At 39.4% G+C, this 24106-nt stretch carries 19 protein-coding genes, 2 tRNA genes and 1 other annotated feature; of the genes, 7 read left to right on the forward strand and 14 right to left on the reverse strand.

The genetic code is table 11. The features are described 5' to 3' along the window. Window positions 1-129: 129 nt before the first annotated feature. The 3 genes from WS44_RS04470 to WS44_RS04480 all read right to left on the reverse strand — a co-directional run bounded on the left by WS44_RS04470 (window position 130) and on the right by WS44_RS04480 (window position 3163). Window positions 130-489: a hypothetical protein gene (locus WS44_RS04470; RefSeq protein WP_013438734.1), complete on the reverse strand. Its 360-nt coding sequence runs from the start codon at window positions 487-489 to the stop codon at window positions 130-132. A gap of 85 nt (window positions 490-574) precedes the next feature. After that, on the reverse strand, window positions 575-1870 hold the full coding sequence (gene purB / locus WS44_RS04475; protein WP_013438735.1) for an adenylosuccinate lyase: 1296 nt from the start codon (window positions 1868-1870) through the stop codon (window positions 575-577). Between the two features lie 3 nt (window positions 1871-1873). Further along, on the reverse strand, window positions 1874-3163 hold the full coding sequence (locus WS44_RS04480; RefSeq protein ID WP_013438736.1) for an adenylosuccinate synthase: 1290 nt from the start codon (window positions 3161-3163) through the stop codon (window positions 1874-1876). Window positions 3164-3360: 197 nt separating this feature from the next. Here WS44_RS04480 and WS44_RS04485 point away from each other — a divergent pair, with 197 nt between their 5' ends. The 3 genes from WS44_RS04485 (at window position 3361) to WS44_RS04495 (ending at window position 4722) form a co-directional block, all read left to right on the forward strand. Further along, the gene (locus WS44_RS04485) at window positions 3361-4353 is read left to right on the forward strand and encodes a GMP reductase (RefSeq protein WP_013438737.1); all 993 of its coding nucleotides are present in this window, start codon (window positions 3361-3363) and stop codon (window positions 4351-4353) included. A gap of 213 nt (window positions 4354-4566) precedes the next feature. Further along, window positions 4567-4640, forward strand: a tRNA-Arg gene (locus tag WS44_RS04490). A gap of 8 nt (window positions 4641-4648) precedes the next feature. After that, window positions 4649-4722: transfer RNA gene (locus tag WS44_RS04495), tRNA-Pro, on the forward strand. A 5-nt stretch (window positions 4723-4727) separates the two neighbouring features. Here the strand turns inward: WS44_RS04495 and WS44_RS04500 are convergent. Next, window positions 4728-6422, reverse strand: coding sequence for an IS1182 family transposase (locus tag WS44_RS04500; protein ID WP_046433362.1), 1695 nt, complete (start codon window positions 6420-6422; stop codon window positions 4728-4730). A gap of 163 nt (window positions 6423-6585) precedes the next feature. Then, complete coding sequence (locus tag WS44_RS04505; RefSeq protein WP_046433365.1) at window positions 6586-7644, reverse strand: MupG family TIM beta-alpha barrel fold protein; 1059 nt, start codon at window positions 7642-7644, stop codon at window positions 6586-6588. A gap of 121 nt (window positions 7645-7765) precedes the next feature. Then, window positions 7766-8010, forward strand: a binding site (T-box leader). Between the two features lie 71 nt (window positions 8011-8081). Between WS44_RS04505 and asnA the strand changes: the two genes are divergently transcribed. Further along, the gene (asnA, locus tag WS44_RS04510) at window positions 8082-9095 is read left to right on the forward strand and encodes an aspartate--ammonia ligase (RefSeq protein ID WP_046433367.1); all 1014 of its coding nucleotides are present in this window, start codon (window positions 8082-8084) and stop codon (window positions 9093-9095) included. A 52-nt stretch (window positions 9096-9147) separates the two neighbouring features. Here asnA and WS44_RS04515 read toward each other — a convergent pair whose 3' ends face one another. The 9 genes from WS44_RS04515 to WS44_RS04555 all read right to left on the reverse strand — a co-directional run bounded on the left by WS44_RS04515 (window position 9148) and on the right by WS44_RS04555 (window position 20451). Then, the gene (locus tag WS44_RS04515; RefSeq protein WP_014566234.1) at window positions 9148-10539 is read right to left on the reverse strand and encodes an APC family permease; all 1392 of its coding nucleotides are present in this window, start codon (window positions 10537-10539) and stop codon (window positions 9148-9150) included. 16 nt (window positions 10540-10555) lie between these two features. Then, window positions 10556-11284 carry a gamma-glutamyl-gamma-aminobutyrate hydrolase family protein gene (locus WS44_RS04520; RefSeq protein ID WP_013438741.1) on the reverse strand — a complete coding sequence of 243 codons (729 nt, stop codon included), beginning with the start codon at window positions 11282-11284 and terminating at the stop codon, window positions 10556-10558. Between the two features lie 118 nt (window positions 11285-11402). After that, a complete protein-coding gene (locus tag WS44_RS04525; protein ID WP_046433371.1) occupies window positions 11403-12779 on the reverse strand; it encodes an amino acid permease in 1377 nt (458 codons plus the stop codon). Window positions 12780-12815: 36 nt separating this feature from the next. Further along, window positions 12816-14168 carry an amino acid permease gene (locus tag WS44_RS04530; RefSeq protein ID WP_013642556.1) on the reverse strand — a complete coding sequence of 451 codons (1353 nt, stop codon included), beginning with the start codon at window positions 14166-14168 and terminating at the stop codon, window positions 12816-12818. 91 nt (window positions 14169-14259) lie between these two features. Then, window positions 14260-15006 carry a hypothetical protein gene (locus WS44_RS04535; protein ID WP_013642557.1) on the reverse strand — a complete coding sequence of 249 codons (747 nt, stop codon included), beginning with the start codon at window positions 15004-15006 and terminating at the stop codon, window positions 14260-14262. Window positions 15007-15082: 76 nt separating this feature from the next. Further along, window positions 15083-15715, reverse strand: a complete 633-nt coding sequence (gene lepB, locus WS44_RS04540) for a signal peptidase I (RefSeq protein WP_013438745.1) — start codon at window positions 15713-15715, stop codon at window positions 15083-15085. Window positions 15716-15834: 119 nt separating this feature from the next. Then, the gene (locus WS44_RS04545) at window positions 15835-17964 is read right to left on the reverse strand and encodes an ATP-dependent Clp protease ATP-binding subunit (protein ID WP_013438746.1); all 2130 of its coding nucleotides are present in this window, start codon (window positions 17962-17964) and stop codon (window positions 15835-15837) included. Window positions 17965-18278: 314 nt separating this feature from the next. Further along, entirely contained in the window at window positions 18279-19151 is an 873-nt protein-coding gene (locus tag WS44_RS04550) for an alpha/beta hydrolase (RefSeq protein ID WP_013438747.1), read from the reverse strand. Continuing rightward, entirely contained in the window at window positions 19144-20451 is a 1308-nt protein-coding gene (locus WS44_RS04555; protein WP_046433377.1) for a PTS transporter subunit EIIC, read from the reverse strand. The genes WS44_RS04550 and WS44_RS04555 overlap by 8 nt, the downstream gene beginning before the upstream one ends. Before the next feature lie 85 nt (window positions 20452-20536). On the opposite strand from WS44_RS04555, the gene WS44_RS04560 reads away from it, so the two are divergent. From WS44_RS04560 to WS44_RS04570, 3 genes are read left to right on the forward strand one after another with little or no spacing between them, the layout of a single operon-like run. After that, a complete protein-coding gene (locus tag WS44_RS04560; protein WP_046433379.1) occupies window positions 20537-21238 on the forward strand; it encodes an ABC transporter ATP-binding protein in 702 nt (233 codons plus the stop codon). Window positions 21239-21247: 9 nt separating this feature from the next. Next, window positions 21248-23788 (forward strand): FtsX-like permease family protein, encoded by a 2541-nt coding sequence (locus WS44_RS04565; protein ID WP_046433380.1) that lies wholly within the window; start codon window positions 21248-21250, stop codon window positions 23786-23788. A 48-nt stretch (window positions 23789-23836) separates the two neighbouring features. Then, on the forward strand, window positions 23837-24073 hold the full coding sequence (locus tag WS44_RS04570) for a hypothetical protein (RefSeq protein WP_013438751.1): 237 nt from the start codon (window positions 23837-23839) through the stop codon (window positions 24071-24073). The last annotated feature ends 33 nt before the right edge of the window (window positions 24074-24106 follow it).

Here is a 24106-nt window from a genome sequence, read left to right on the forward strand (position 1 = left end):
TTTATCTAATCTAACCCTATTCGTACCAATATTCTAATTAAATAGAGTATAAATTAATTAAGGAAATTACTGATAATACTTGATTTTAGGTAGAAAAAAGGGTGCGAAATTTTTTCGGAATTTGTTTTTTTAGTCTTCTTTTCTAAAAAATGGACTCAACACTGAAACTAACAAGCCATAAATAAAGTACCAACGATAAATATTAGCTAAATCTTGATTTTGCACCCAGAGAATTAGAGCAATTACTGTTAAAACTGCTCCCAAGAAAATAGTTGAGCCTAAATTTTTATCTGTAAAGAAACTAGCTCCAGCACCTAATGAAATTAATGCAATCAAACTGTAGATTACGACAATAACTGGACCCTTAGTTTGAACATCTACGTCAAGTAAAGTGGCATCAGTGAATAACTGCCAAACAAGAAAACCCGCTAGGGCAATACCAGCAAGCAATACGATTAATCTAACAACAAATGAACCAAATTTTTTCATGATATTTTCCCTCTAACATGTTCCCATTGTACCAAAAAAGCGCTTGGAATTTCTCCAAACGCTTCTTTATTAGGTATTTTATCAATTAGTCTAAACCACACTTCTTGAAGATTTCGTCCACATGACGCAAGTGATAGTGATAATCAAAGGCATCATCAACGTCTTCTTTAGAAAGGTAGTTCATAATTTCGCTATTTTCTACTAGAGGTTTAAATTGTTTTTGCTCGTTCCATGACTTAGCAGTCAACTTTTGAACCATATCATAGGCCTTTTCACGAGAAAGTCCTGCTTCGTCAATCAACTTAAGAAGCACACGTTGTGAGTAAATCAAACCGTAGGTACGATCCATGTTCTTGAGCATAGTTTCTGGGAAGACATCCAAGTTGCTCAAAATACGGTTGAAGCGGTGCAACATGTAGTCGATACCGATTGTGGTATCAGGCAAAATTACACGTTCAGCACTTGAGTGAGAAATATCACGTTCGTGCCAAAGGGCAACATCTTCATAAGCTGTAACGACATGACCACGCAATACCCGGGCCATACCACAAAGGTTTTCTGAACCAATTGGGTTACGCTTGTGAGGCATTGCGGAAGAACCCTTTTGACCTGCACGGAAGTGTTCTTCAACTTCATGAATTTCGCTTCTTTGCAAACCACGAATTTCGGTAGCCCAGTTTTCAATACTTGTAGCGATCAAGGCAAGCATTGCGATGTATTCTGCGTGCAAATCACGTGGCAATACTTGGCTGGTGATTGGTTGTTGCGTTAAACCGAGTTGCTTCATAACACTGGTTTCGATCTCAGGTGGAACGTTAGCAAAAGTACCAACAGCACCAGAAATTTTACCTGATTCTACCCCTTTGGCTGCGTGTTCGAAACGTTCAATATCACGGTTGATTTCGGCATACCAGCGAGCGAGCTTCAAACCAAAAGTAGTAGGTTCAGCTTGCACACCGTGAGTACGACCCATTTCAACAGTGTACTTATATTTTCTAGCCTTTTCCGCAATGGTCTCTTTTAATTCATGCAAATCTTTTCTGATAATGTTGTCAGCTTGCTTAAGTAAAAGTCCTTGAGCAGTATCAACAACGTCAGTAGAAGTAAGACCGAAGTGAACCCACTTCTTTTCAGGTCCAAGGCTTTCAGAAACTGTACGAGTAAAGGCAACAACGTCGTGGTGCGTTACTTGCTCAAGTTCTGCCACACGTTCTGCAGTAAATGATGCATTCTTAGCAATCTTTTCTGCATCTTCCTTAGGCACTTCGCCTTGTTCAGCCCATGCTCTAGTAGCAGCAATTTCTACTTCAAGCCAAGCTGCGTATCTATTTTCATCAGTCCAAATTTTGCCCATTTCGGGACGAGTATAACGATTAATCATAAATTACATTTCCCATGGATTCTTCAATACGATAGTTTGTTCACGGTCAGGACCAACTGAAACAGTAACAAGTGGTACACCGACCAATTCTGAAACACGATTCAAGAACTTCTTAGCATTTTCTGGAAGAGCATCCCAAGTCTTAACTTGAGTAATATCTTCATCCCATGCTGGAAGTTCTTCATAAACAGGTTTACAACGGTAAAGTTCCTTCAAACTTGCTGGGTAGTAATCAATCTTCTTACCATCAAGTTCGTAAGCAGTAGCAATCTTAATCTTGTCAAAGCCTGAGAAGACATCAAGCAAGTTCAAGCTTAAGCCGTTAATGCCTGACACACGCTTAGCGTGACGAAGGGCAACGGAGTCGAACCAACCAACACGACGTGGACGACCGGTAACAGTACCGTATTCATGAGCAGTGTCACGAATTCTGTCACCAACTTCATCAAGAAGTTCAGTTGGGAATGGACCTTCACCAACACGAGTGGTGTAAGCCTTGCAGACACCGATTACAGTGTTCAAACGGTTAGCACCCATACCAATACCTGAGCAGATACCGCCTGAGATAGTGTTTGATGAAGTTACGTATGGGTAAGTACCTTCGTCAATATCAAGCATAGTACCTTGTGCACCTTCAAAGAGGACCTTTTCGCCGTTATCAAGTGCATCGTTAACCAAAACTGAAGTATCAGTAACGTACTTCTTCATCTTTTGGCCGTATTCATAGTACTTGTCAAAAATGTCTTCAAACTTAAGAGCTGGCTTACCATAAACCTTAGTAAATAATTCGTTCTTAAGTTTCAAGTTAAGGCGTAATTTTTCTTCAAAAGTATCTTTTTCAAGTAAATCACAAACGCGAATACCGATTCTTGAAGCCTTGTCCATGTAAGTTGGTCCAATACCATTCTTAGTAGTACCAATCTTGTTAGCACCCTTAGCTTCTTCTTGGTATTCATCTTGCTTAATGTCGTAAGGCATGATGATGTTAGCACGGTTAGAAATTCTTAACTTGCTGGTGTCGATTCCGTTCTTTTCCAAGTTATCAAGTTCACCAAACATAACTTCTGGGTTGATAACTACACCGTTACCAATTACTGCACCCTTAGATGCGGCAAAAATACCGGAAGGAATCAAACGCATCTTGAACTCTTTGCCATCAATATCAATTGTGTGGCCTGCGTTGTTACCACCATTTGAGCGAACTGCCATTGCGGCTTCTTTACTCAAAAAGTCAGTAATCTTTCCTTTCCCTTCATCGCCCCATTGACTACCTACGACTGCAACTGCTGTCATTTGAAATTCACCTCATAAAAAATTTCTATAAATATTACGTAAGCTAGTCTAGCAATTTGTAAATTATTAGTCAATGCAAAATCCGAATTATTTTATTTTTATTTTCTTTCATAGTTCGATTTTTATATTGACAAATTAAATTTTATCCCATATAGTAGTTTTCGTTTGGTAAAGCACTACATAAGGAGCAAATCAAATTGAGTAATTATTTTAGTATGGAAGCCTTTGATTATGATGATATCCAACTTATTCCTAATAAAGGAATCATCAAAAGCCGTCGTGACGCGGATACTAGCGTAAAGTTCGGAAGCCGAACATTTAAAATACCGGTTGTACCAGCTAATATGGAAAGCGTCATTAATGATGACTTGGCCGTTTGGTTAGCAGAAAACGGTTATTACTATGTAATGCACCGTTTTGAACCGGAGAAGAGAATTCCTTTTATCAAGATGATGCACGAAAAGGGCCTCTTTGCTTCTATTTCAGTCGGTATTAAAGATAGTGAATATGATTTTATCGACGAATTGGTTAAGCAAAACCTTAAGCCTGAATACATCACAATCGATGTAGCCCATGGTCATTCAGTTTATGTAATTAAGATGATCAAGTACATTAAGGAAAAATTGCCTGATTCATTTTTGACTGCTGGTAACATTGCTACACCAGAAGCCGTACGTGAACTTGAAAATGCCGGCGCTGATGCCACTAAAGTTGGTGTTGGTCCTGGTCGTGCCTGCATCACCAAACTCAAGACAGGCTTTGGTACAGGTGGCTGGCAACTGGCCGCACTTCGTATGTGTAGTAAGGTGGCTTCAAAACCATTAATCGCAGACGGTGGTATTCGTCATAACGGTGATATTGCGAAGTCTGTTCGTTTCGGCGCTACAATGGTAATGATTGGTTCAATGCTTGCAGGACACCAAGAATCTCCAGGTAACGTCATTAAGATTGACGGCAAGACTTATAAACAATACTGGGGCTCAGCTTCTGAAGTACAAAAAGGTGCTTATAGAAATGTGGAAGGTAAACAAATGTTAGTGCCATTCCGCGGCTCAATTAAAGATACTTTGCGTGAAATGCAAGAAGATTTGCAATCATCTATTTCTTACGCGGGTGGTCGTGACCTTAATTCTATCAAGTTAGTTGACTACGTTATTGTAAAAGACAATATTTTTGATGGCGACAGATAGCGGATACTAATGGTTTTCGTTACAGTTTCATTGTTTTTTTGTTAATAATTTTAAGATAGTATAGTTTTATTGTCATTTTTTCGATAGAATAGTATAGGTCTAGTTACTGGAGGGTAGACAGTAACTAGGCTTTTTTATATTTTCGGGCATTTTTTCAAAAATAATTGGACATCACTCATATTTGTGTTATACTAATTGAGTTGAAAGACAGACGCGCCCTTAGCGCAACTGGATAGAGTGTCTGACTACGAATCAGAAGGTTGAAGGTTCAAATCCTTCAGGGCGCACTTAAAAACGGGAAATGGCTCAGTTTGGTAGAGCACCTGGTTTGGGACCAGGGGGTCGCAGGTTCGAATCCTGTTTTCCCGATAATATTAAAGTGTCTGGGAAGAAACTCGATTTTTAGCCCGGATATAAAAACACAGAAATTCATTATTTTTAGTGAATTCCTGTGTTTTTTTGTTTTTGAAATGAAAATTCGAAGGCTTTACCTTCTTCTTGGCTCCATATTTTTTCAGATTCATCGTCATGAACATGATACCGACATCCGTTTCGACTTTCTTTTGGCCTCTTAAATGCGTTCTGCGCATACCAAATACACTCTTCATGTGCCCAAAAATTGGCTCCACATCTGACTTGCGACAGCCATAGATGCGTTTGCCTTCTTTGCTTTGAAGAGTCTCTTTTGCTTTTTCTTTTAAATACTGCCAGTTAGGATTGTAGTGAATCTGTCTTTGTCGACCTGTTTTGGTTTTAGCCAATTGGGTCAGTTCTTCAGTTAGCTGGAACTCGTCGGCTTCATAAATTTTGAAGTTTCTGACCATGCCAGTAGATCGATCTTTTCTTTGACTATAATATTTGAAGTTGAAGCGGACGCCTGATTTATCTACGTAATAGTCTTCTTCTTCGTTATAGTACCAGTTGTCGACCTTTGATGGATCTTTCTTATATTTTCGCGTTTGTTCTTTTTCGTATTGGGTATACGGAATCTGATAGTTCTTATCGGAATAATTCTCTTCCAGAATCGAGTAATTGTATTCACTGCCATAGCCCGCATCGGCCACAATATTTTGAAACTTATCGAGAATTCCTCTGGACTTCATTTGGTCTAGAAATGGTTCGAATGTTCTAAAGTCAGTCGGATTAGGAAACAGGGCAAAATCAACTATATATTGATTAGTAGTCGCTGCCTGAATATTGTAGCCTGGCTTTAGCTGCCCGTTTTTCATATGATCTTCTTTCATATGCATGAAGGTGGCATCATGATCTGTTTTAGAGTAGCTGTTACGGCCAGCAAAGATCTCTTCAGCTTCTTCGTACTTTTTAGCACGCGGAATAAAATCTTTTCTGAGTTTATGTGCGATCTTCTTTAATTCACGGCGCTTGGCCTTATTTTTTGATCCGCCTGGAACGACTTTAGGTTCTCGATCAATTTTCTCGGTCAGCTTCTCAACTTCTTTTTCCGTTTCTTGAGCCAGAATCTCTAAGCCTTGACTAGTTTGGGCTTCTTCTTCGGCCATGGCTTTGACTACTTCTTTATTGATCAGTTCTTCATATAAAGCAGACACGTCTTCCTTTAACTTGGCATGATACTTCTCAATAGCTTTTCGCCAGACAAAAGTGTACCTGTTGGCGTCCGCTTCAATCTTAGTACCATCGATAAAAACTGCATTTTCACGGATTAATCCCTCATCTTCTAATAATGAAGTAAAGTAGACAAAGCACTGCTTAATTACCTTATTGGCATGGTCGCTTGATCTGAAATTATTGATCGTGTGATAAGAAATCTTTCTATTGTCAGCCAAAATCATCATGGGCAGATTCTCTTCTAGCATTCTTTCAATTTTTCTGCCTGAAAAGACTCTTCTGGAATAGGCAAAGAGCAAGATCTTAAGCATCATTGCTGGGTGATATGCTGGCCGACCAGTATCAGAAGTGGTTTCTAAGATAACTTCGTTAGGAATAGAATCAACGAATTCACTGATAACACTGGCAATGTGATTTGCAGGGATAGAAAAATCTAAATTTAATGATAAAGTAGTTTGTCCTGTGATATAATTTTGATACATGTTTAAGCCCACTTTCTATTGTTTTTTTGTGGTGATTAAATAATATCAAGGAATGGGTTTAAAGTATACAAAAAGAGCGATGACTTCTTATGAAGTTCATCGCCTTTTTCATGGCCTGGAAATTAGTTTCTTCCCAGACACTTTTTTGTCTTATTGCTTAATTTTATTCTTGCTTGGTTGCTTTTCTAAAGATCACGCGTGTATTCGAGCTAATGTAGTCAAGCAAAGCCAAATCATACGTCTTAACCTGCCCTAGGACATTAACTTTTTGATCACATGGTAAATCACGTTTGGTAATCTGAATCTCGCCTTCATAGCGCTGATACAGGTTATTATCAATCGTCACGCTGCCTTTAGGACGGGCGTAAATATTGTCTTGTGGTTCTGTAGGTAAAAGACGCTTCTCCCTACTCTCTTGCAATCTGACAACGTCACGTGCGACATCAGGTCTATTGTGCCATTCATTTTCAAACAATTCTGGGATATCAGTATCAAGATGCAACGTAATCGCATTCTCTTTTTCATAATTGGTGATTGTCTCGATTGCATCCCTAGTTAATTGCGGATCCCCTACAAAAATGTAGTCACAATCATATCGCTTTAATTCCAAAATTGCAGCCAATGGATTCTCATATCTTTGCTTTTCAAGCGTTGGCAATCCAGCAAAGATTGGACCACGCAACTTGCCATTCCCTGCAATAAAGGCCACGGTCTTTAAATCATATTTGTGCAGCCACTTATTTTTCTCATGCATCCAATGAGCTTCAAGTCCAGTCTCAGGCCGTGGGTAGAAGTTATGACCTGCAGTTAACTTTTCAAAATTAGCATTGCTGTATTTCAAATTATCAATGTCATCTTGCGTAATCGTGCTGGCATTAAGCACCACTGGCATCTCTTTAGACAGCTTGGCAATCATTTCAATTGAAAAGCCCTCGTCTACCCGAATACCCGTTAGATTCAGACTCTTGATTTGTTGTACGCTGTTAACATTGATGTCTAGATTCTGCAGGATTGGTTCTGAAACGTCCGCAATAATTTTCAAATCCAACTTTTGACACCAATCAGTCAAATTGGCTAGTCTTTTTAAAATAGTTTCACTATCGGTATCTGCCGCTTCAAGCTGGGTAAATACACACGTGAAGCCACTATTTCGCATCACTAATAAATAATTGTAATCCTCGGAAGTCAAATCATGTCCGAGATAAACTGAAAAACCTAACATTCTTATCCTCTAAATTTATGAATATCTTTTATATCTATAAGTAAAACGCTTTCTCAACTATCATAGCACAAATTTTTCTTGCTTTTTTGTTGGAAATATTGTTAAATACATATAAATAAATTAAAAAGCTATGAAAAAGACGAGTAAATAATCTAATTCTTTCCAGTGAATTAGTGCTAGTGCGAAACTAATAGACCCTGGATTATTGAAAAACACTTTTAGCAGCTCACCGAACTAACAATTCTTATAGTAGGTTGAGACGTCTCCGGTACGTTACCACACCGGTGGAGCATGATAGTGCTTCATGAGGAGGTCTATTTATAGACAACATGGGTGGTACCGCGGAAAAAGCCTTTCGTCCCTAACAACTAGGGAGCGAAGGGCTTTTTCTTTACTCTCAACTAAAAACAAAAATAATTTTTAGAAAGAGGATTTTTATGGAACTTATTTTACCTGAAGATTACCGTCCAACTTTAACTGTCCGCGATACCGAAGCTGCAATTGTCTACATTCGTGAGACTTTCCAAGACAAGCTCGCTTCTATCTTAGGCGTTCAAAGAATGTCTGCACCAATGTTTGTCGAAAAAAATACTGGTTTGAACGACAACTTAAACGGTGTTGAACGTCCTGTTGCTTTTGACATGAAGGCTATGCCGAAAGACGATACCATCGAAGTTGTGCACTCTCTTGCCAAGTGGAAGAGATTAGCTCTTAAGAGATACGGCTTCGGTATGCATGAAGGTCTCTACACTAACATGAACGCCATTCGTCGTGATGAAGACCTCGACAACTTCCACTCAATCTACGTTGACCAGTGGGATTGGGAAAAGATCATCCGCAAGGAAGAACGTAACACTGATACTTTGGAAATCACTGTTAACAAGATTTTTAGAGCTATCAAAGAAACCGAAAAATTAGTTTCAGCTCGCTACCCTGGTTCTACTTACCGCTTGGGTGATCACGTTTCATTCATTACTACACAAGAATTGGAAGATCGTTGGCCTGAACTTTCACCAGAAGAACGTGAAGACAGAATTGCTAAGGAAGAAAAGGCTGTCTTTATCATGAAAATCGGTGACAAGTTAAAGCGTAGCGGTAAGCCACACGATGGCCGCGCACCTGACTACGATGACTGGCAATTAAACGGTGATTTAGTCTTCTGGTATGAACCATTACAAAAGAAGCTTGAGATTTCTTCAATGGGTATCCGTGTTAGCGAAGAAAGCTTGCGCGAACAACTTAAGAAAGCCCACTGCGAAGAACGTGCTAAGTTACCATTCCACCAAATGCTTTTAAAGGGCGAATTACCATACACTATCGGTGGCGGTATCGGTCAATCACGTCTCTGCATGCTTTTACTTGGTAAAGCCCACATCGGCGAAGTACAAGCAAGCATCTGGCCAAAAGACATAGTTGAAAAGTGTGAAGCAGACCACATTTATTTACTTTAAAAAACGCAATAAAAAAAGTGCATCAGCTGATGCACTTTTATTTTTTACTCAATTATTTCCATTCGCTTCTTGAAATCCAAGACATGATCAATGGCAAAATTACGAAGCCGAAGACCATCATTGCGATGGCATACCAGTTAACGCCAACAATTTGACCTGCCGCATTAGCTACACCGAATTGAGCCTTCCAGTTGTATTCAACAAGCAAGAAGACAACGATCACGATTGATAAAATTGGCACAACAACATCAGTCCAGGCGTTCTTGTCTGCCTTCAAGACTTCTTCCTTAGTCTTGCCACGGTAGAATTGAATAACCGCAATTGGCACAACGATGAAACCTAAGAATCTAACCATGGCACTCAAAGTGATCAAGTTAACCATGTTGTATTCAAAGGCCATTGGAATTAAGATTGCTAAACCTACTGAGATAAAGAAGGTTCTAATTGGAAAATTATTCTTAGTTCTCTTAGTAAGAGCCTTAGACATTTGACCTTCACGGGCCATTGCTTCCAAGATACGTGGTGCATTAAAGCTAGATGCGACATTAATTCCGAACATGGAAACAAGCGCACCAACCAAGATCACGTCACGCAAGATTTCATTCTTAAAGATAGCAGCAACCGCTACAACTTGCTTAGTTGTCATAAGAGCCTTAGGGTTAAGGACCATAGCAACTGCTACAACGCCAATATAAACTACCGCAATGATCAAAATAGCCAAAGGAATTGCACGTGGCAAGTTCTTTTCAGGATCCTTCATATCATCGGAACCTGAAGCTACTGATTCAAAACCAGTAAAAGCATAAAACGCTGAAACGATAGCCATAACGAAGGTCGTAGTAGTTAAAGTAGGTACAATTTTTTGACCATTTTGGTTAATTTGATCAACCTCAGATAAGTTGCTTGATGCACCTGTGGTAATTAATAATATTACCCCGGCAATAATGATTAAAACTAAGGCAGCCAACTTACCAATAGTGGCCAAGTTCATCACCCACTTCAATACGCGTTGACCAAATAAGTTAATAATCGTAATGATAGCCATCAAGATTAAGAAGCCAACCGTTACGTTTAATGCTTTATTTGGGTCGCCGCCAAAAATAGAAATGGTCGACTTAATAACTCCGACAGCCATTACACCCCATGCAACGCTGGCTGAGAAGTAACGCAAGACACCCATGTAGAAGCCGACCTTTTCACCAAAAGCGGCCTTAGAGTAGGCATAAGCGGCGCCTGACTTAGTTACATATTTTGATGCGGCCGCAAACGAAACTGCCAAAATTGAGGCAAAGATTGCGGCAATAAAGTAAACAATTAAGGCTTTAGAACCGGCTTGTTGAACCACACTACCTGGAGTTAGGAAAATACCTGAACCGATAATAGCGTTAATGGCCAGCAAGACAATTGACCAGAAGCCTAATTTATCTCCTGTTTTCTCATTCATTTAATGTTCCCTTTTCTTATTTTGCATTCTCAATTACAAATTTGAATAAATTATTCATGAAGGCAACTTTAGGATTACGGTGCAGCATTTCCGGATGCCATTGAACCGCGATCACATTGCCTTTTTTGTTTTCCAACCCCTCAACTACACCATCTGGAGCAGTTGCGGAAGCAATAAGATCTGGAGCGACATCTTTAATTAATTGGTGGTGGAATGAATTAACTCTAAATTCTGTCTTACCCAAAACTTTAGCCAATTTACTATCTTCTTTTACCTTCATTCCATGAGTTGGCAGGTCAGGCGTATGACCTTGCATGTGCTTCAAAGTTAATTCTTTGCGGTAAGAAAGATCTTGATAAAGCGTGCCGCCGTGCGCAACGTTAATGATTTGAGCGCCACGACAAATACCAAGAACCGGAATTCCATTTTCTTCGGCCAATTTAAGCAAGCGCATATCAAAGTGATCACGCTCTGGCCAAGTTGCGCCAATTTTTTGTAAAGGTTCTTCACCGTAACCATGTGGATCAACGTCGTGACCACCAGAAAGGATTAAACCTTGGACATGGTTAAGTTGTTCCCTAATTACCTCATCATCCTCAGTAAACGGAATGATGTAAGGCACACCGCCATTTTGTACTACTGAATCAACGTAGTCTTCGTTTACATAGCTACGATGATATCCTGGAAAAATACCTCCATCGTCGATAATTACGGAACCAGAGATTCCAATAATTGGTTTACTCATACTTACTCCTCCTTACTTACTTTTAATACGTGATTAATATTATAGTTAATCTACCAAAAAAGTCCAATTAATATTTGTAATTGGACTTATAAGTTTAGCTTATTTTAAATTTTGATGTCTATTTAGCCTTTTTACGATGCTTAATTACATAAACTACAGCTGCCACGATCAAAACAATGGCACCAACTGTAACTGAAACACGTGTCTCCGGATTAATGAACATGAAGATTACGATTAAAGTTAACATGAACAAAGCAAAGTAATTCGAATATGGATATAGTGGCAATTTAAATGGATGCTTTTCCATTAAATGCGGATTCTTACGTCTAAATCTTAATTCTGCAAGCAAGATAACGAACCATGCCACCATTCCTGGTAAAACTGAGGAACTATAAATAATGACAAAGACGTTTGACAAAGACTTATTAAAGAATTGAATAATCACATTCAACATAAAGCCCAAGAAAATTCCTGACGTAATACCGATAATTGCGTGACTTGGAACAATTCTCTTTGACACGTACTTAAATGTTTTTGGCGCTTCACCTTCATGAGCCAATTTATAAAGCATGCGACTTGAAGAATAAATACCTGAATTAGCCCCTGATAAAGCTGCGGTTAACACAACGAAGTTAATTACAGAAGCTGCGGCCGTAATCCCTACTTTAGCAAAGGTATTTACAAATGGTGAACCAATACTGCCAAGTTCGTTCCAAGGATAGATGGTCACAATTACGAAGATAGCTCCTACGTAAAAGATTAAGATTCGCCATAAAACAGATTTAACACTCTTCACAATTGCTTCTTGAGGGTTGGCTACTTCACCAGCAGAGATCCCAATTAGTTCGATCCCCTGGTAAGAACCAACGATAATGGCCATTGAGAAAATGAAGCCTTTTACACCGCCTGTGAAAAAACCGCCATGACTCCATAGGTTAGAAAAACCAACTGGGTGTCCGCCATTACCAAAGCCGAATAAGATGACCATAAAGCCTAATACAATCATCAAAATAATCGTGACTACTTTGATCATCGCAAACCAGAATTCTAGCGTTGCATACGCTCTAGCACTGGCTAAATTGGCTAGCAATAAGAACAAAATAATGACTATACCAGCAATCCAGTCGCTTGTGCCAGGCCACCAGAAACGCAAATATTCTGTAGTCGCCACAACTTCTGAAATACCTACAACGATATATTGAAAAACATTTGCCCACTCTGCCAAATATCCGGCAATTGGATGCACGTGTGTTGAGGCATAATCCGCAAAAGAACCAGTACCAGGATCAACATAGAGCATTTCTCCCAGAGCTCGCATTACGATATATAAAATCAATCCTACAAACATGTAAGCAAGCAGTACTGATGGACCAGTCCACTTAATAGTTGAAGCTGAGCCCATAAATAGACCCACTCCGATCGCTCCCCCGAGCGAGATCATTTCCATTTGTCCGGCCGTCATCGACCGCTTTAATTCAGGTGCTTTCTTTGCCATACACAACTCCCCTTCTTAGCATCTGCAAAAAATCACTTAGGAAATACTTTCATTCTTCTTGATAAAACTATAACTAATCGCCAAAATTACGATAAAAATAATCGAAATAATTAAAGCCAATTTTGTTGATTCAATAAAGAACAGCAAAATTAAAATTGCAACATAAAATGCAATTGTGAGCCAGCTAGTCAAAGGATAACCAGGCATTCTAAATTCACCGAGGTTGTCCTTATTTTGTCTACGGTACACAACATGCGCAGCCATGATCATGATCCAAACGATAACGAAACAGATGGTAGAAACTGTCGATACCACATCGAAGATCCTAGCTGGCATGACATAGTTCAATATTACCACTACAAATAAAATCGTCGATGAAGTCATTAAAGCATTCATTGGAATAGCTTTACTTGTTAAATTGCCCAACTTCTTAGGAGCATGACCGTTACGTGCCAATGAATAAAGCGAACGACTCGTTGAAAAAATTGCGCTGTTAGTAGCAGATAATGCAGCTGTCAAAACGACAAAGTTCAAGATTCCTGCTGCAGTGGTAATGCCAATTCCTGTAAATACTTGGACAAACGGACTAGACGTCGTTTTAATTTGGTTCCATGGATAAACTGACATAATAGCCAGCATTGATCCAACATAGAAAAGCCCAATTCTGACTGGCAAAGTGTTGATTGCCTTTGGAATATCTTTATGCGGATCAGCTGTTTCACTAGCAGTTTGACCTACGATTTCTACCCCAACAAAGGCAAAAACTACCATTTGAAAAGAGAGCAAAAAGCCCCAAATTCCGGTTGGAAAAAAGCCACCGTGACTAACTAAATTGGTTAGCGAAACGGTGCCGCCCTTAACCTTGGTTTGCAGCACGATCATCACAGCACCCGTAACGATTAGTGCAACAATAGCGATCACTTTGATCATGGAGAACCAGCTTTCAAGCTCCCCAAATAGACCGACATTAACCATGTTAATTAGCATTAATAAAACGACGATAACCAGTGATCCGACCCATTGCGGCAGCCATGGAAACCAGTAACGCAGATAGATCCCTGTAGCGGTCAAATCGGCCATGGCCAAACTAAGCCAGCAGGCCCAATAGGTCCAGCCTGCTACAAATTCGGCACGCTTACCTAAATACTTTTTAATCGATTCCAAAAATGAGTGGCTGTCGGGATCGGCTAAAATCAATTCGCCTAACGCACGCATCATAAAGAACGTGATAATCCCGACAATCAAATACGACAAAATAATCGAGGGTCCGGCACTGTGAATGGCCGAACCTGACCCTAAGAATAAGCCTGTACCAATGGCGCCCCCTATTGCGATCATTGTTACATGACGGCTTTTCAGTCCCCGTTTTAACTTTTTACTCTCATTCACAGTGGCACCTTCCCTAAGTAGAAAAAAGAGCGACCGACAATGAAACGGACGCTCCATCAAAATTCTTTTTGTTTTGAATTATAAAGCCATCTTACTTTTTGCGCAATTCTTTTTTGGCATGATTGTTCAAGTAAGCAGTAAAAATCAGAATTGCGATCGCTACCAAGCCAAAGACGATTGCACTTACATCTAGTACTCCCATCATTGGGAAGCAAGCAATGATCTCAAGCACCATCAAAGCGGTAGTAATCCAGGCCACTTTACCGCGATAAAACTTCAACCAATTGATCACCGCGTAAACGATGTCTAAAACTACCAGAAGCAAGATTCCATAAACAAAGACATATTGTCCCCAAAGTGGCAAAGCCCAAATTGATGCGCCACTTGTTTCTAGCATAATGATTAACATAAATGCAATAAGCCCTACTTCCAGGCTGAGCACGATACGCATAAACACTAGTAACAGTTCCATGTTGCTGTGATCCATCTCTAAGTTAAAGTAGATTAGGCCCAGAATCGCAGGCGAAGCAAGTAGAACCATCAATAGTGAATAAAGTGCGCTATTAATTTGCCCTATACCCAGTGGCATCCCTAATAGAGCTTGGTCAAGCGTAAAGAAAATCGTAACCATCAAAGCTACAATCATCACTACTCGAACCCAATATTTTTTATCCGCAAAACAAAACGAAATAGCCGCAATAAAATATGCAATTCCAAAAATGGCTGCTTCAACAGCTGAATAACTTGACCAGCGTAAAATGAAAGCTAGGATTCCTGATGCAATGGCCAAAACTGACAATATTATTTTGATAATTAAATCAAATGTTTTCTTATTCATATTCCTATCTCTTTACTCGAATTGTATTACTTTCATTATAACAAAAAGGATATTTCCGAAGAAATATCCTTTCAGTTTAATATACTTTGAATTGATTGAATGGCCAGTATCTTAGCTTAACGACACCCACAATGTTCTTACGCTTGATCGTACCGATATAACGACTATCCTTTGAAACACTTCGGTGGTCACCCATTACGAAGTAGGTTCCTTTAGGAATACGGTTTTGTTGATTAATATACGTTAATTGCGACTTGGTGTAGTATTGCGCAAATTGGCGTGATCTAGCAAGTGACTTCATTGTGAAGTTTTGCGTAGCTGCAAAGCTAGTATCAGTTGCAGTGTCTTCCATCTTCCGGCCTTGAGCCAGCCATGGTTGAGCCAACTTCTTGCCATTGATATAAATTTGATTGTTCTTGCTGACGATCTTTTCGCCAGGAAGACCGATCACACGCTTAATATACAAAGCACCTGGTTCATCCGGTGCCTTAACGATTACTACTTCACCACGTTTAATTGCGGCATGACGCACAGAAATTAAACGTTGTCCGTTTTCAAAACTCGGTTCCATTGATGGACCGGAAACTGTATCGTTGCTCAAGACAAAGCGGAAGAGCAAGAAAAAGATTCCCATTAACACGGCCCAAATAATTACTACATCAAGGACAAATCTGCCCCATGATTCATTTTCTTCTTTTTGTTTACCCATATAAATCTCCAATAGTTTTTTTACTTAGAATACAGCTAAACACAAAATTTAGCAAAAAAGCCGTGATAACAAAAAAAGGATATTCCCGGGGGAATATCCTTTTAATAATTAACTACTAATTAGTCTTCTTTCTTGTCGTCAGCCTTAGCTTCGTCTTCCTTAACCTTTTCTTCAATCTTTGGAGAAATGTCGAAGATTGCTTTGCCGTTCAAGTACAAGTGCTTGTCGTCAGCAGTAAATTCAACCTTCTTAGTGTCAGGTTCTCTTAAGATCAACTTAGCAGCTGGAGTTTCAAGGTTTTGTTCAACAACTCTTCTAAGTGGACGAGCACCGAACTTCTTGTCGTAACCCTTTTCTGCCAAGAATGCCTTAGCTTCGTCTGAAACTTCAACAGTTACACCCTTCTTAGCAAGTACGTGGGACATCTTCTTCAAGTAAATGTTGATGATCTTGCCCATGTCTTGTTCAGTAAGTGAGTTGAATGGAACGATTGCGTCCAAACGGTTCAAGAATTCAGGTCTGAAGTAGTTTTCAAGAGCTGAGATTAACTTGTCTTGGTCAACCTTGCCGTCTTCAAGAAGCTTGTCTGAGAAGCCTGCGTTTGAAGTCATAATCAAGATAGTGTCTTTGAATGAAACGGTTCTGCCTTGTGCGTCAGTCAAACGACCATCATCCATAATTTGGAGAAGTGCGTTGAAGACTTGTGGGTTAGCCTTTTCAATTTCATCGAACAAAATCAATGAGTATGGTTGGTGACGAACTTTTTCAGTTAATTGACCACCTTCACCGTAGCCAACGTAACCAGGAGCTGAACCGATTAACTTGTTAACAGCCATCTCGTCTTGGTATTCACTCATGTCCAAACGGATTAAGTGGTCTTTGTTACCAAATAATTGGATAGCTAATTGCTTAGCAAGTTCAGTCTTACCAACACCAGTAGGACCAGTAAGTAAGAATGAACCAGTAGGACGATCGCTGTCTTTAAAGATTTGCTTACGAGCAATAGCGTCAGTAATTACATCAATTGCTCTGTCTTGGTCAATAACGTTTTGCTTTAACTTCTTAGCAAGGTCTAAGTTCTTTTGAGCTTCGTCAGCGTGGAGTTCGCTCATAGGAATTTTAGTCTTTTGCTCAATAATTTCGTAGATGTCTTTCTCAGTTACTTCTGGAGTATTCTTAGTGTCTACGTTCTTAAGTTGCTTTTCAAGGTCAGCAATCTTGTTCTTAATTTCTGAAGCCTTGTCGTAGTCTTCAGCCTTAGCAGCTTCTGACTTCTTAGCTTCAAGAGCATTGATTTGATTCTTCAAGCTCTTTTCATCAGTTGGTTGTACAAGCAAAGCCTTCTTAGCACCAGCTTCATCCATCAAGTCGATGGCCTTGTCTGGTAAGTAACGACCTTGAATGTATCTTTCTGATAATTCAACGGCTAATTTAAGGCTGTCGTCAGTGTATTTTACGTGGTGGTAGTCCTCGTATTTCTTCTTCAAGCCTTCCAGAATCTTAACAGCTACATCAGTAGTAGGTTCTGGAACTTGTACAGCTTGGAATCTACGTGATAATGCTGGGTCTTTTTCAATTCTTTGGAATTCGCTTGTAGTAGTAGCACCGATTAACTTCAAGTCACCGCTTGCAAGAGCTGGCTTCAAGATGTTAGCAGCGTCACCGTTGTTGTTTTCTGAATCAGTAGAACCTGCACCTACAATGTTGTGTAATTCGTCGATGAATAAAACAATGTTAGGATCACTCTTAGCTTTGTCGATAACTTTCTTAAGTCTCTCTTCAAAGCTACCACGAAGGCTTGAACCAGCAACCATGTCGTTAATATTTACTGAAATAATGTGCATGTTTGCCATCTTAGCTGGAACGTTGCCAGAAGCAATTCTTTCAGCCAAGCCTTCTACGATAGAGGTTTTACCAACACCAGCAGGTCCAATTAAAACTGGATTGTTCTTCTTACGTCTTGATAAAATTTCGATTACGTTATCGATTTGTTCATCACGACCGATAACTGGGTCGAATTTGTTGTTCTTTGCTTCTTCAACTAAATCTTCACCAATTGGTTTTTCATTTGGATTTTGAGGATTTTGTTGAATAGTTTGTGGGGTTGCTCCCATGTTGCTTGAGTAGTTAATTGGAATTGAACCTGAGTTGCCATTTCCATTGCCACTTCTCTTGCCGAAGTCGTCATTAAAGAATGAGCTGTTCAATTCGTTAAATAAGTTGTCAAAATCATTGTCAAAGTATGCCATATATGCAAACACTCCCTATAAATAAATTTAAGTCTTTTAGCACTCGACGCTTTTGAGTGCTAACTTATTACATTTATTAGTATAACAGGTTATCCACAGAATGCAAGCTTTTTTCTGAAAGTTTTCCACAATTTCTTTATTTTTTGTGATTTAGCAAATAAAAAGCACAATAAACACTGATACATCAGCGCTTATTGTGCTTCACAAATTATAAAGAATTTCTTAAGATAATCAGTTTATCACTAATTTTTGTTGAGCTTTCAAAGAGACTTATCCACAGGATAATAAAAAACTCTTACCTCATGACACCTACATTATTGTCTTTTCTTATTAGCTTGTCTAGGGGGCCGCAAGTTTTTATTCTTCTTTTCTAGTAAATAATGTTTGATCAAGCGCACAACCTGTTCATTCTGTGGCAGGTCCGAGTGATCGGCTTCCGGACCGGTTACTGTCATGGCCGTGTAGCTCTTTACCTGATTTTGGAAAATATACTTTCCGGCTGCAACACTTGCTTCCGGCACAATCCCGTCGGATTCATAGTTTTTACCACCGGATAAAGAATAAACAACCAAATTCTTTGGCAACTTATTTTTATTCTTGATAAAGTCTTCAAGCATTTGCGTTCTGTACTTCAAATTGCTTTCATTAAAATTATATGGCGTCCCCAACGTCATCAGGCGCTTCATTTTGATTTCATTAGCATAACTAGAATAGTAATGCTCCAGCCAATATGTCCAAATCAGACCGCCATTTGAGTGACCAAATGCCTTGAAATTATTGAAATGATAATTTTGCGTCAATGTGTAAAAAGCCTGATCAAGCCAGCCTGCTTGCTTTTTGATGTTGCTATAGCCGTCATGATTATTTTGAAAACCTACTACAATAATTGGTTCATTATCATCTTTATCAATGGTACCGGAATAAGACAATGTGCCTTTTGTTGAAACCTTAATCTTTAACACACTATGCTTAGTTGCTGTTTTGCTATTCAGTTGTCTAACTAATTGATTGAATCGTTCCGTGGTAGCACTTGAGCCTGGCACCATAATAACTGGTGATAACATGGACTTTTGCCTTTGTGCTCGAGCCCAGTTATCTTTTTTCATCCAAGAGTAGCCCGGAATAGCTAAAAGAATAACCAGCAATAAAGTTAGGATTAACCATTTTAGGTTGGGATTTTTACTCATTCTTTTGTTCACGTTCTCTCAGACCTTTCTCGATTCTTTGGCCCAATGAGGCAATTGGGATAAGCATCTCGATATCCAATATAAATAGCAAGATTGAAAATACTAAATTAACCCAGTTTCCGTTAGAGCCAAAAAATGAAATTAAGATACCTGGCGTCCCTCTTAGCACTGGATACACGCATGGAGCAATAATATGCAGTGCAATTGCCGCTGAAGCTAATAAAACATTGACCACAGGAATAATAATAAATGGTAAAAACAAAACTGGATTCAAAATAATCGGCATCCCTACCATGAAGCCCCAATTAGAGTTAAAGACTACCGGCAATAAGTTAATTTTGGCAATATTCTCATTTTGCTTATTTTCACGTACAAGCAGAATAATTATTATCAAAGCAAGACCAACACTGGCTCCGCCCATCCAAGCATATGGATAAACTAACGAACTACCCAGGAATTTGTGGGGAACGTCCCAGGCGCTGCCATGTTTTAAAGCATAATTCAGATTTGCCATTGCGGCAGTATTAACGGCTGAATTAGACAAAGCATTCAGTGGATAGCCAATACCAATCCAGCTTAGGAACATTACTACTATCAATAGTAGGATGATTTCAAATAAATTATTTGAATTTTCCACCTGCGCTACCAAGGTCTTAAAAGTATCCGAACTCATAATTCTGATTTGCAGTTCATAAATTGAAACACCTAAAATCAGACCGCCTAAGATCGACACTGACGCTGGTAATAGCGCATTCCACGCCCTTTTTCGAATGCGGCTAGTATGTTCAAACTCAATCGGCTCATGATCTTTACCTAACCAGTGAAAAATCTGGCCAACAACATACCCTATCAGCAAAGCCAGCAACATGGCATTTACTTTTAAAATACTGGCAGAAAACGGCGAGCGATTACCGGTTGTGTCGCCCAAATTATTAGCATAGGCACAGAACATAATTACAATAACGGCGGTCATACCGACCGAAGTGGAATCTTTCTTATATAAACGCGCCGTATATCTTGCCGAAAAATATGCTGCATATAAGCCAAATAGCCCAAAAGTAGCTCTCACCATTCCGCTGCTGATAAAAGCACCAGCATACCAAATATCGTCTGGCATAGTTTCATCAAAATTTAAAACATTATAAATAAAGCTATCTGGTGAAAAAACAGCATTTCGCATAAGTTGAAAGTATGCACCAATAATTGCAATCGGCATCAGCATAACCAGCGTTCGCTGAAAGACTCTGAAGATCGATAATCTTCTTATTTTTAATAGCAATTTTGCTAACTTATCTACCATAGTATTTTCCTTTATATAGCGCTTACATTTATGTTTAAATAAAGTTATAACGACATTATACAATTATGCTAGAAAGATGATAATCATGGCTTACATTGAACTTAAAAATAATACCAAAATTTATCAATCCGGCGATACGCAAATCTATGCCAACAAAGATATCACCTTCTCTGTCGCCAAAGGAGAATTAGTCATCATCCTTGGCTCATCTGGTGCCGGCAAATCTACTTTGCTTAACATTCTAGGCGGCATGGAGCCTAATACCAGTGGTGATGTTATCGTTGCTGGCAAAAATATCGCTGGCTATAACGCTAAAGAGCTGACGACGTATCGGCGCAACGACATCGGTTTCGTTTTCCAATTCTACAACTTAATTCCTAACTTAACGGCCAAAGAAAATGTGGAATTAGCTGCACAAATCGTACCGGATGCAATGGACGCAAACGAAGCGCTAAAATACGTCGATTTGGGCGATCGTGAAAACAACTTTCCGGCTCAACTATCTGGTGGTGAACAACAGCGTGTAGCTATCGCTCGTGCCATTGCCAAAAAGCCAGAGCTGCTTTTATGTGATGAACCTACAGGAGCACTCGACTACCAAACTGGTAAACGTATCTTAAAGATCCTGCAAAACATGAGCCGCGAGAATGGTTCCACCGTTTTAATCGTTACTCATAACGCTGCTATTGCTCCAATTGCCGACAAGGTGATCCGCATCCACGATGGCTGCATTCAGGATATTCACATTAATAAAAAGCCTGCTGATATCAGTACTATTGAATGGTAGGTGAGCAAAATGCGTAAAACAATTCTATGGAAGGATGCCTTCCAGGCCATAACGCATTCCTTAGGCCGTTATATCGCCATCATTTTATTAATTGGTTTGGGTACTTTTGCCTTTACTGGTTTAAAAATGGCGGGCCCTGATATGCGCGCCACGGGTGCCGACTTTTTTAACAAACACAATCTGGCCGATGTAACTATTACTTCAAATTGCGGTATCAATTCCACAGATCGAATGACAATCCGTAATTTATCGGAAGTTAAAAAAGCAACGTTTGGCTATTTTCAAGATGTAAAAAATAAGCACAATAATGATACGCTGCGCGTCTTTTCAAAATCGGGAGATCTTTCAAGCTATGAGCTAATTAGTGGTCATTTCCCGAAAAATAGAAATGAAATCGCGCTATCTTATTTGCTTAAAAAGAAATATCGCATCGGACAAAAAATCACTTTTACTAAGCCTGGTATTTTAAAGAATAAAACTTTTAAAATCGTTGGCTTTGTCAAAGCAAGCGAGTTTTTGGACAAGAATCAAATTGGACAAACTAACATTGGCAACGGTCGTTTAACTGGGATTGCAGTTACTACTCCAAGTGCATTTGCTTCTCCTGTGTACCAAGTTTCACGTGTAACGTTTAAAAATACCCAGAATTTGAGCCCATTTAGCGTAACTTACCGTAACCGCGTCTACCACGATCAAGACAAGCTGCAAACTGCTTTAAACAAGAACCGTGCTGATAAACATCAAAAATACGTCACGATGTATAAAAATCAGTACCGTAAAAAAGCAGCTGAGCAAATGCTAAAGCGTGGCATCTCTGTTGATCCAGCCCAAATTAAAGTACCTAAAAATAAGATCAAAATTACTTACCCGAGCTACACAATCAGTGGTCGTGAAGAAAGCCAAGGCTACGCTTCTTACCGTGCTGATTCAGAACGTGTCGAAGTCCTCGCTAATGTCTTCCCTGGCTTTCTCTTCGCCGTAGCAGCCTTTGTCAGTTTGACTACCATGATGCGCTTTGTCGAAGAAGAACGGACAAATATTGGGACGCTAAAAGCACTTGGCTACAGCAATGGTGCCATTGCTATTAAATTTTTGCTCTATAGCACATCAGCTGCAATCTTAGGCGTTATTTTGGGTGCCAGCTTTGGTTACACGTTCCTACCCGATCTCATCATCAAGGCCTATTTAGCCTCTTCTACGCTAGGTACCGGTTATGAGATTAATTTTGCCTGGGGTCCACTACTCATTTCCCTATTGGTTGCATTGATTTCTACCACCGTGATTTCAATTTTTACCTTGCATCAGACGCTACGTGAGCAACCATCTGCTTTGCTTTTACCAAAACCACCAAAAAATGGTTCAAGAATCTTGCTGGAACATTGGAGTTGGCTATGGAACCACATGAGCTTTTCGGCTAAAGTTACTGCGCGCAACATTTTCCGTTATAAGAGTAGAATGCTTATGACCATCATTGGTGTTGCCGGTTGTACCGGACTTTTAGTAATGGGCTTCGGTATCCGCGATTCGCTGCAAGGCATTGGCGGTATTCAGTATTCTGATATTCAAAAAAATGACGTAATTGCGTTAAGAAGCAGTAATGTCACAAAGAAAGAACAAAATAAATTAGATAATCTGCTAAAAGAAAAAGGTATTAAGCAGTCTAATGCAATCCAGTACCAACAATTAACCAAGCACATTGCCAGCAGCGGTTCGACCGAAAATGTGATGTTGATGGTACCTAAGTCAAATAAGAATTTTAAAAAATCGATCAATTTAAGAGAACGTCAATCAAAGAAGAAACTGCAATTGACCAATAATGGCGTAATTATTTCGGAAAAATTGGCCAATATTTTAAATGCTAAAAAGGGTTCGACCATTTCTCTTAAAAACAGCCACGGTAAAACATACCGCTTCAAAGTCAACGGCATTTGTGAAATGTACCTAGGGCACTACATTTTCATGAATCAACAAGAATATGAAAAAGCTACTGGCAAAAAATATGTTACTAATGCATATTTGGTCACCATGAGAAAACACTCTTCTGCTTTCATCAATCGCGTCAGTCGTAAGCTGGTTAAGTCTGCTGCAATTGAAACAGTGATTTCCAGTTCCGCCAACAGAAGATTGCTAGGTAGCTTCACAGGTAGTTTGAACGAAGTTATCTTCATTTTGATTTTGATTTCAGGAATGCTAGCCGTTGTGGTTATCTACAACTTGACTAACATTAACGTAGCTGAAAGAATCCGTGAGCTCTCCACGATTAAAGTGCTAGGCTTCTACGATAATGAAACGACTATGTACATCTACCGTGAAACGATCATTTTGTCTGGTCTTGGCATCATCGTAGGCTTTGGCTTTGGTTGGTGGCTGCACCACTTTATCATCACGAGTCTGCCGCCAGATGTAGCAATGTTTGATCCGAATATGTATCCAATGAACTTCGTCTTCTCGGCCCTCATCCCTGCCATGATCACGGCCGCATTGGCCATCGTCGTTCACCAAAAGATCAAACGCATCAACATGCTAGATGCTTTGTCATCTATCGATTAATGGCTACTATGCTATAATTATTTCCATAAGAAAAGGTGGAGTAAAAAAATGGCAAGAAAACACTTTGAAATGAACAGTGATGTTCGTAAATTAATCGATAAATATAGCGAGAATCATGATGTTGAATTTAGCGACTTAATCAACAAGGCTTTGAAATTCTACCTTGTTAACCAAATGAACCATAAGGAAGTTAAAGAAGCTTTATGGGACTCAGACGATGAAGTGTCTAAGTACGTTGATGAAACCATGCGCTCCAGTATGGGTGATATTAACAGAAGATATTAATTAAAAAAGCCAACAAGAAAATTCTTGTTGGTT

Source organism: Lactobacillus sp. N54.MGS-719, assembly GCF_000980505.1.
Taxonomy (GTDB): domain Bacteria; phylum Bacillota; class Bacilli; order Lactobacillales; family Lactobacillaceae; genus Lactobacillus; species Lactobacillus amylovorus.

Bases quoted from the DNA above. Each gene is read 5' to 3' on its own strand.
- WS44_RS04470 (WP_013438734.1), bottom strand. From the start codon at position 489: ATGAAAAAATTTGGTTCATTTGTTGTTAGATTAATCGTATTGCTTGCT.
- purB (WP_013438735.1), bottom strand. From the start codon at position 1,870: ATGATTAATCGTTATACTCGTCCCGAAATGGGCAAAATTTGGACTGAT.
- WS44_RS04480 (WP_013438736.1), bottom strand. From the start codon at position 3,163: ATGACAGCAGTTGCAGTCGTAGGTAGTCAATGGGGCGATGAAGGGAAA.
- WS44_RS04500 (WP_046433362.1), bottom strand. From the start codon at position 6,422: ATGTATCAAAATTATATCACAGGACAAACTACTTTATCATTAAATTTA.
- WS44_RS04505 (WP_046433365.1), bottom strand. From the start codon at position 7,644: ATGTTAGGTTTTTCAGTTTATCTCGGACATGATTTGACTTCCGAGGAT.
- asnA (WP_046433367.1), top strand. From the start codon at position 8,082: ATGGAACTTATTTTACCTGAAGATTACCGTCCAACTTTAACTGTCCGC.
- WS44_RS04515 (WP_014566234.1), bottom strand. From the start codon at position 10,539: ATGAATGAGAAAACAGGAGATAAATTAGGCTTCTGGTCAATTGTCTTG.
- WS44_RS04520 (WP_013438741.1), bottom strand. From the start codon at position 11,284: ATGAGTAAACCAATTATTGGAATCTCTGGTTCCGTAATTATCGACGAT.
- WS44_RS04525 (WP_046433371.1), bottom strand. From the start codon at position 12,779: ATGGCAAAGAAAGCACCTGAATTAAAGCGGTCGATGACGGCCGGACAA.
- WS44_RS04535 (WP_013642557.1), bottom strand. From the start codon at position 15,006: ATGAATAAGAAAACATTTGATTTAATTATCAAAATAATATTGTCAGTT.
- lepB (WP_013438745.1), bottom strand. From the start codon at position 15,715: ATGGGTAAACAAAAAGAAGAAAATGAATCATGGGGCAGATTTGTCCTT.
- WS44_RS04545 (WP_013438746.1), bottom strand. From the start codon at position 17,964: ATGGCATACTTTGACAATGATTTTGACAACTTATTTAACGAATTGAAC.
- WS44_RS04550 (WP_013438747.1), bottom strand. From the start codon at position 19,151: ATGAGTAAAAATCCCAACCTAAAATGGTTAATCCTAACTTTATTGCTG.
- WS44_RS04555 (WP_046433377.1), bottom strand. From the start codon at position 20,451: ATGGTAGATAAGTTAGCAAAATTGCTATTAAAAATAAGAAGATTATCG.
- WS44_RS04560 (WP_046433379.1), top strand. From the start codon at position 20,537: ATGGCTTACATTGAACTTAAAAATAATACCAAAATTTATCAATCCGGC.
- WS44_RS04565 (WP_046433380.1), top strand. From the start codon at position 21,248: ATGCGTAAAACAATTCTATGGAAGGATGCCTTCCAGGCCATAACGCAT.
- WS44_RS04570 (WP_013438751.1), top strand. From the start codon at position 23,837: ATGGCAAGAAAACACTTTGAAATGAACAGTGATGTTCGTAAATTAATC.